Source organism: Bradyrhizobium centrolobii, assembly GCF_001641635.1.
Taxonomy (GTDB): Bacteria; Pseudomonadota; Alphaproteobacteria; order Rhizobiales; family Xanthobacteraceae; genus Bradyrhizobium; species Bradyrhizobium centrolobii.
The window spans coordinates 122,425-130,040 of record NZ_LUUB01000107.1 but is presented as its reverse complement, the minus strand read 5'-3'; the positions used below and the strand labels follow the sequence as shown (position 1 = coordinate 130,040).

8 protein-coding genes are annotated in these 7,616 nt (G+C 63.3%); 6 read left to right on the top strand and 2 right to left on the bottom strand.

From position 1 onward, the window contains the following. The coding region (locus AYJ54_RS39730; RefSeq protein ID WP_201724222.1) for an Hpt domain-containing protein at positions 1-410 on the bottom strand (410 nt) is incomplete at its 3' end. 674 nt (positions 411-1,084) lie between these two features. On the opposite strand from AYJ54_RS39730, the gene AYJ54_RS39725 reads away from it, so the two are divergent. From AYJ54_RS39725 to AYJ54_RS39710, 4 genes are all read left to right on the top strand, one after another. Then, positions 1,085-1,792 (top strand): Crp/Fnr family transcriptional regulator, encoded by a 708-nt coding sequence (locus tag AYJ54_RS39725; protein WP_063707950.1) that lies wholly within the window; start codon positions 1,085-1,087, stop codon positions 1,790-1,792. A gap of 192 nt (positions 1,793-1,984) precedes the next feature. Continuing rightward, positions 1,985-2,680, top strand: coding sequence for a Crp/Fnr family transcriptional regulator (locus AYJ54_RS39720; RefSeq protein ID WP_136624250.1), 696 nt, complete (start codon positions 1,985-1,987; stop codon positions 2,678-2,680). A gap of 168 nt (positions 2,681-2,848) precedes the next feature. Next, positions 2,849-3,277 (top strand): Hpt domain-containing protein, encoded by a 429-nt coding sequence (locus AYJ54_RS39715; RefSeq protein WP_201724314.1) that lies wholly within the window; start codon positions 2,849-2,851, stop codon positions 3,275-3,277. A 99-nt stretch (positions 3,278-3,376) separates the two neighbouring features. After that, positions 3,377-3,625, top strand: a complete 249-nt coding sequence (locus AYJ54_RS39710; protein WP_063707931.1) for a hypothetical protein — start codon at positions 3,377-3,379, stop codon at positions 3,623-3,625. 43 nt (positions 3,626-3,668) lie between these two features. On the opposite strand, the gene AYJ54_RS39705 is transcribed toward AYJ54_RS39710, so the two are convergent. Beyond that, positions 3,669-4,292, bottom strand: a complete 624-nt coding sequence (locus AYJ54_RS39705) for a helix-turn-helix domain-containing protein (RefSeq protein ID WP_063707930.1) — start codon at positions 4,290-4,292, stop codon at positions 3,669-3,671. 338 nt (positions 4,293-4,630) lie between these two features. Here AYJ54_RS39705 and AYJ54_RS39700 point away from each other — a divergent pair, with 338 nt between their 5' ends. Both AYJ54_RS39700 and AYJ54_RS39695 read left to right on the top strand, forming a co-directional pair. Then, complete coding sequence (locus AYJ54_RS39700) at positions 4,631-5,794, top strand: hypothetical protein (protein ID WP_063707929.1); 1,164 nt, start codon at positions 4,631-4,633, stop codon at positions 5,792-5,794. A gap of 331 nt (positions 5,795-6,125) precedes the next feature. Then, positions 6,126-7,457, top strand: a complete 1,332-nt coding sequence (locus AYJ54_RS39695; protein ID WP_063707928.1) for an MFS transporter — start codon at positions 6,126-6,128, stop codon at positions 7,455-7,457. The last annotated feature ends 159 nt before the right edge of the window (positions 7,458-7,616 follow it).

Genomic DNA, 7,616 nt, shown 5'->3' with positions numbered 1-7,616 from the left:
GCGATCGGCGGAGCCGACGCTGACATCGCCGCCATGCCCTGCTCGACCATCGCTTCCAGCTTGTCGATCAGGTCGCGGTCATTGCCCTCGGGCTCGGCTTCGGTCGCCTCCAGCCCGGCCAGGATCTCCTTGATGCGGTCGATCGAGGACAGGATCACCGTCACCGCCTGTCCCGTCACCGGCATGCCGTCGCGGAACTTGCCCATCAAGGTCTCGCCGGCATGCGCCAGCGCTTCCAGCCGCGGCAATCCCAGAAAACCGCACGTACCCTTGATGGTGTGGACCAGGCGGAAGATGTTATCCAGGATCTTGGCGTTGTTCGGCTCCTGCTCGAACTTCACCAACTGATTGTCGACGGTGTCCAGGCTCTCGCTGGTCTCCGTCAAAAACTCCCGCAACAGATCATCCATGAGGTACGCCTTACTAACCTGGACTTTCGTGGCCGGCTTTTCGGCCCTTGATCCCGTCGGCCGATAGGCCGCCTCGAGACCGGCATCTTTGCCAAGCGGAGGATGTCGTTGGGAAAGCTGGATCACGCTTCGAAATCGACGGACGTCCTCGGCTAAATCGTTAGACATCCCATTTCACGGTCCCGTTAATTTCATCCTCCGTGCTAATACGGATATTGAAGACAAGTTTGAGCTTTCGCCGCTTGCGCTGACGTCGTTCGACAAAACCAGCTGCGTGCTTTCGTCGCGATGAAGCCTTGGGTAAACGCGCTGCTAATGGCAGCGCGAGCCGGCTGGAAAAATTCCGCACCTCGAAGGTTATGCGCACAACGCGGCCGCCGACTCACATCGCCGGCATTCGGCGCCATTCGCGCGCGATGAGCAGGACCAGGCGAGACACACATGCCCAATCTGCGTGCAGGGTAAACAAGGCCTTACCTCAGGTCCGCCGCGGGAGATGCGGCGCTAACCGACGCGCGCAGCCGACACCGCGTCTCTGTACTCCGGCAAGCATGCGCGCCTGGCTCCAGCGCCATCCTCAGGATTCGAACCCGCGCATGTGCGGCGTGAAGATATCGATGACCATCAGATCGAACCGCTCGTTGCAGGTCGAGCAACGCGCAACGGCATCGCCGATGCAATGCTTGCCGTCACCCAACCAGTTGCTGCAAGCGCTCGACGCGGCGGACTTCGCGTTGTTGCGGCCGCATCTCGGCACCGTTGAAATGGTCAGAGAGACTGTCTTGGGTGAGGCAGGCGTGGCGCCGCGGCATGTCTACTTCCCGCATGGCGGATCCGTTTCGATCACGGTCGGTTTGTCCAAAGGCCAACTGATCGAGGTGGCGATGCTGGGCCGGGACAGCGTCGTTGGCAGCAGCGCGGCGCTCGCCGAGGGCATCGCGTCGGCCGACGCCGTCGTCCTGTTTCCCGTCACGACATCCGTACTCGACGTCGCGGCCTTCCGGGCCATCGCCGCCACAAGCGCACGGTTTCGCGACTTGATGATCCGCCATGAGCAGGCCCTGCTCGCACAGGTGCAGCAGTCCCTGGTCTGCAACACGCTGCATCCGGTCGAGGCGCGGCTGGCGCGCTGGCTCCTCCGGGCCCGCGATCTGTCCGACACTGAAGTCCTGCCGCTGACGCAGGAACTTTTGGCGCGGATGGTTGGAGTCCGGCGTAACGCGGTTTCACTGGTCGCGCATGCGCTGCAACGGGCCGGCATCATCCACTACAGCCGCGGCCAGATCGAGATCACCGATCTGCGTGCGCTGGAGGCGATGTCCTGTGACTGCTACCGCGCCGTGAAGAGCCGTTACGCGCATCTGCTGAAGGCTTCGCGATGAACGCCAACCATCCATCTGCATGCCGACGTGCACACAGTTTCGTATCGATCGGCCGATCGCCGCGCACCTGGACGTTATGTACCAATTGCCAATATATCCCGACGTGAACATGATGGAACTTATCGGTGCAGAGGGACGAGTTCGCTGGCGCGGATTCGCCGGCTGAAGACACGAGAAGCAGCTTTGGAAACGATGGTGCGCCCATCCAACGGTTTCCTGTCCGCGCTGTCGGCAGATGATTACGAGCTGATCCGAACGCATCTGCGCACAGTCGATCTGCCGCACGAAGCCGTGCTGGTCGAGACTGGCGAGATGCTTAGCCGCGCCTACTTCCCGCATCGCGGCGTCATCTCGCTGATCGTGAAGCTCGCCAAGGGCGAGCATGTGCAGGTCGCCATGATCGGCCGCGACAGCCTGCTTGGCGCTTTCTCGGCCTTGGGCGACGCCAATGCTCTGAACACCGCGGTGGTGCTGGTGCCCGGCACTGCGTCGACGCTCGACATCGACCGGCTGCGCGCCGCCGCCGACCGGAGCGCCAGCCTGCGGACGCAGCTCGCACGCCACGGCCTCGCCGTCTACGCCCAGATCCAGCAGACCGCAGGCTGCAACGCCGCGCATCCAGTGGAGTCGCGGCTGTCGCGATGCCTGTTGCAGACCCACGACCTGTCGGGCGACTTCAGGCTGCTGCTGACGCAGGAAGCGATGGCGCAGATGATCGGCGCGCGCCGCAACAGCGTGTCACTCGTCGCCAACACGCTGCAGCAGGCCAATTTCATCCACTACAGCCGCGGGCACATCCAGATCAACAATCTCGACGGGCTGCGCCAGACGGCATGCGAGTGCTATGCGACGGTCAAGATGCAGTACGACAGGCTGCTTGGACCCTGACGCTGCACGATCCGGCCGCGCGCGGCGGCACGTGGTAAACCAACCGCTTACAGCGACAAGCAAACACCGATGGTCTCGCTACCGGAACCGAAATTCGGATCGAGTAGACATCCGCTTGCCTCGCGCCTTCCGGGCTGCGATGCGCTCAATGGGGATCGAGACAAAGCGATGTTTGAGACGACCGCGCGTGGGCTGTCTTCGGCGGCCGGGGCTGCCACGCGGCACACGGACCGCATCACGCCCGCACCGGATGACCGCAATGTCGAGCCGGCACGCGAGCCGAGCGCGTTCGCTGCGCTCGTGCGCGAGATCGGCGAAGACGGAGCCTGCGAAGTGCGCACCGTGTTCTGGAGCGAGACCTCCGCGCGGCTGAAACTGCTCCGCACGCTCGCGCTCGGAGAGCACCGCGCGAAGTTCGAGCGCGAAGCGCATTCACTGAAGAGCTCGGCGAGGTCGTTCGGCTATCTCCGGCTCGCAACGCTGGCGCTCGAGCTGGAGCGGAGCGCGGCCACGCTCGGCGATGACCCATTCCGCGATCTCCTGGTGCGGATGGATGCGGCCTATGCCGCCGCACTGGCGCAGGAACCGCAAGTCTAGCGACCTTTGCGTGCAAATCCGCCGTACTTCTACGGCGTTGGATTTTCATACATGGCTAATCATAGGTGGCGATAGTCGCCGGAAACCAGGAGGGTTTCCATGTTCACCTATGAGACCGCGGACCAGAGGGAGGTCCGTCGCTTCCGCATCGCGCAGTTCAACGGCCGGATGGCGACGGTGAAATCGGGCGAGTCCACGGTGACCGGCTTCGTGCGTTCGGTGCTGGAGCAGGAATCGAGCATCCCTCCGCGGTGGACCATCACCATCATTCCGAGTGCTCCGAAGGATGAGCCGAAGCCGCTGCGGGGAGCCTTGCGTGCACGTCCCTTCGCCGAAGATTATTTCTGAGTGCGATCGGGCCGCGCCGCCGCGCGGCGGGTAAACAGCCGCCTCACTCGATCGAATGCAGCAGCGCGGCGCGGACGAGGTCCGCAGTGTTGCGCGCACCAAGCTTGCGCATGGCCTCGGCGCGGTGGCTCTCGAACGTGCGCGGGCTGATCTGCATCCGCAACGCGCCCTGCTTGTTCGAATAGCCTTCGCTGATCAGCCGCAGCACCTCGCGCTCGCGCTTGGTCAGCCGCTTCTGGCTCGACACGCCGGAGAGCGCGGGTGCCGCCGGGCGCGACGCCTGCGGCGAGCGGCCCGCTTTCAACTCGACATCCTCGGACGCGGCGTGCACGGGCAGGCCGTTCTTGTGCGGACCGGCAAGCTGCTTGACCAGACTGCAAACGCGCTCGGTCTGCGCCAGCGCGTTCTCCACCACCCGCTGCAAATACGCCCGATCGCCGGAAGCCGGTGAGAGCTGATCGCTGTGATGCTTGATCTCGCCCATATAGAGCAGGAGCGCGGTCAGGGGGCCATTGAGCTCGCGGGCGATAGCGGAGGCCATCTCGTCGGCGGCCTTGGCGCGGGCGGCATTCAGTCGGACGGGATCGAGCTCTTCATGCGGAGAAGCGCTGCTTTCGTACCATTCCGACGGCCGCGAATCAGTGGCCGTATCATCCTGATGCTCCATGCAACTGGTTTAACGGAACCGGGGGCGGTCTGTAGTTAACTTTTTGCTCCGTAAGACTACGGTGATTTTGTCAGTTTTGTGCTGAAACGCCGGCGCGGGCACAATTTATGCTTGCGACATCCCGGTCCGGACTATGCAAGGGTTGATAAAGCTGCCCAATTCCTCGGCAGTGGGACGCGCGCCGTTTTAACGGCCGCTTCCGTCCGGCCCGCTCCCTCCGGACTTTACGGATTAATTAACGGTGACTTGCTTCTCTTAGAGACGGTTGAGAGCGCGCAAATGCCCTCCACGCAAGAGGCCCAAAGGGCTGCGGGAAACGCTGCGGAAGATTGCGTGCCATGAACGAGATCGACCGGCTGTGGGAGTTCTTGCAGAGGCTGACGCCGCTGTCGCGGAGCTGTCTGCTCAGTGAGCTTGAGCGCCTCGAACTGTGCGGGATCGACATGCCGGGCTCGGCCGACATCCAGACCCGCCTACGCGCCGAGTTCCGCAAGGACGGATTGCACCAGGCACGCGCCACCAATCCCTCGCGCTACTTCTTCGCGCCGCTCGAACTGCTCCTGATGGACGGTGCGCCCGAGCACCCCAATGCCGGACGGATCTCACGCAACACGCTCACTCCGATCTGGGAGTGGATATGCCGCGACCTGCTGCCAACCATGGCGCGCGACTACACCAAGGCGATCAACGACCAGGTCGCCGCCAACAATCCGAAGGAAGTTCTGAAGATCGCGGCCGCCTTCCAGACCAAGGTCATCAAGGTCCTCGAGAACACCCTCGCCTCGGCGGACGGCACCGAACTTGCGCGAAGCAAGCTCACTCAGTACACGGCCTCGCGCACCGCCTTCGACGACGTGAAGAAGATGCTGCACGTGCTGCGCGCCGGCGACGCGCTGCCGAAGTTCAACGAGAAACTGCCCGAGAAGATCGCGAAATTCGACGACGGCCAGGTCGCCAGGATCACCGCACAGCTCGACGCCTTCAGGAAATCGCAGACCGAAGCGCTGCCCTTTGCGCTGACGCTGGTGGCCAGGCGCCTGAAGACGTCATGGGAATTGGTGCGCCTCGCCACCAAGACCGCCGCGAGCAAGAGCGCCACTGATGTCGCCGCCCAACCCTATGCCTGCGTGGTCCCCATGGTGCTCGACCGGCTCGACGACAAGCGCCTCGCCCTGCGGATCGCGCTCAGGCACAATCGCGTGCTGGTCGCGCGCGACCTGCTCGCGGAGATCTACGACCTCGAATATGCGCTCAAGGTCCGCATCGACGGGATAGAGCAATCGGAGTGGGGCATCCGCCTCCAGCAACTGATGGACGCGATCGCGGCGCTGGTGTCCGCCGAGGTGAGCCGTTTCCCTGCCAACGTCGGCCACATTCTCGGCTCGCGTCGCCTGCGCAGCCACGATTCGCTAAGCGGCAAGCTGACCTATCTGGCCTGGAAGGGACGTGATGTGGTGCAGGATGGCGCCGCGGCGTTCCGCAAGTTAATCGGACAAACCTAAAGCAAAAAACAGGCGTCTGAATACGCTACTGCTGGGCGCGGGGCAGGCACAGGAAGCGATCGCTAAATCGCCCCGACAGCACGAACCAGAACCACCAATACATCAGTCGCCGCGTTGTCATTGCTGCGATCCTCCACAGCCCACCACCGGCTATCGAGATCTATAGCGCAGGTGCAGCAATCCGCATGTGAGGTACTTCACACTTGCCGCGACAGGGCCTGGGGTGGCCGGTGGCGGCAACCGTCTTGGAACCGTCACACCGGTTCGGAAGTTTTTTCGTCAAAACAACCCCATGCACAGTAGGGGCGCCCTTCCAGGAAAGGCTCCCGTCATGTCCCTGTCCCATGTCGACCCGGTCTCGCTGCCAGATAGCGAGCACCAGATTCAATTGCGCCGCGCCGTGATCGCCTCCACCATCGGCACGGCGATCGAATGGTACGACTTCTTCCTCTATTCGACCGTCACCGGACTCGTCTTCGCAAAACTGTTCTTTCCGAATTCCGACCCTTGGGTCGGCACGCTGGAAGCTTTCGCGATCTACGCCGTCGGCTTCGTCGCGCGCCCAGTGGGCGCCGCCATCTTCGGTCACTATGGCGACCGCATCGGCCGCAAGTCGACGCTGATCGCGACGCTTCTGCTGATGGGCATCGCGACCTTCGCGGTGGCGCTGGTCCCGACCTATGCGAGCATCGGCATCTGGGGCGCCGTGATCCTGACCGTGCTGCGCTTCATTCAAGGCGTCGGTGTTGGCGGCGAATGGGGCGGCTCGGTGCTGATGTCGATGGAATGGGCCCGCAACGATCATTCGCGCGGGCTGATCGCCTCATGGCCTCAATTCGGCGTGCCCTGCGGACTGTTCCTGGCCAATCTCGCCGTGCTCGCCTTCAGCCAGATGTCCGGCGAGCAGTTCTTGTCATGGGGCTGGCGCGTGCCCTTCGCGCTGAGCCTCATCCTGGTCGGCGTCGGCATCTACATCCGGCTCGGCATCCTCGAGACCCCGGTATTCTCCAAACTGGTCGCTGAGCAAAAAGTCGAGCGCACGCCGATGCTCCAGGTGATCAAGGAGCATCCGAAAGAGATCCTGCTCTCGGCCTTTGCCCGCATGGCCGAGCAGGCGCCGTTCTACATCTTCACCGCGTTCGTCTTCGCCTACGGCGTCAAGACGCTGAATGTGTCGCGCGACTTCCTGCTCACCGCGGTGCTCGCGGCCTCCGTGCTGTCCTTCGTCTCGATCCCCATGTTCGGTCACCTGTCCGACCGCATCGGGCGCAAGAACATGTACATCATCGGCGCGGTCGTGTGCGGCGTGTTCGGCTTCATCTACTTCCGCATGCTCGATACCGGCTCGCATCCGGTCATCTTCCTCGCCATCATCCTGTCGCTGATCCCGCATGACATGATGTATGGACCGCAAGCAGCGCTGATCGCGGAAAGCTTCACCGGGCGCCTTCGCTACAGCGGCGCGTCGCTCGGCTACCAGCTCGCATCCGTCATTGCCGGCGGCCCGGCGCCGCTGATCGCGGCGTGGCTGTTTGGCACCTTCCAGTCGGCAACCGCGATCGCAGCCTATATCGCGCTGTGCGCGGTGATCTCCGTGATCGCGACGGCCGCGATGACCGACTACACCGGCAAGAACATTTCGGGCGAGTACAGAACGGGCTGACGCTGCGGCTCCTTTCCTGCGCCTGCAAAAGTATTAGTCCGGTCATCCTGAGGTGCGAGACTTGCGGTGCAAATGCACCGCAAGTCGAGCCTCGAAGGATGAACGGCCACGCTGCGGCAGCCGGGCCGCCGCTCGTCGAGGTCTCTGCTTCGCTCCGGC

Bases quoted from the DNA above. Each gene is read 5' to 3' on its own strand.
- AYJ54_RS39725 (WP_063707950.1), top strand. From the start codon at position 1,085: ATGCAATGCTTGCCGTCACCCAACCAGTTGCTGCAAGCGCTCGACGCG.
- AYJ54_RS39720 (WP_136624250.1), top strand. From the start codon at position 1,985: ATGGTGCGCCCATCCAACGGTTTCCTGTCCGCGCTGTCGGCAGATGAT.
- AYJ54_RS39715 (WP_201724314.1), top strand. From the start codon at position 2,849: ATGTTTGAGACGACCGCGCGTGGGCTGTCTTCGGCGGCCGGGGCTGCC.
- AYJ54_RS39710 (WP_063707931.1), top strand. From the start codon at position 3,377: ATGTTCACCTATGAGACCGCGGACCAGAGGGAGGTCCGTCGCTTCCGC.
- AYJ54_RS39705 (WP_063707930.1), bottom strand. From the start codon at position 4,292: ATGGAGCATCAGGATGATACGGCCACTGATTCGCGGCCGTCGGAATGG.
- AYJ54_RS39700 (WP_063707929.1), top strand. From the start codon at position 4,631: ATGAACGAGATCGACCGGCTGTGGGAGTTCTTGCAGAGGCTGACGCCG.
- AYJ54_RS39695 (WP_063707928.1), top strand. From the start codon at position 6,126: ATGTCCCTGTCCCATGTCGACCCGGTCTCGCTGCCAGATAGCGAGCAC.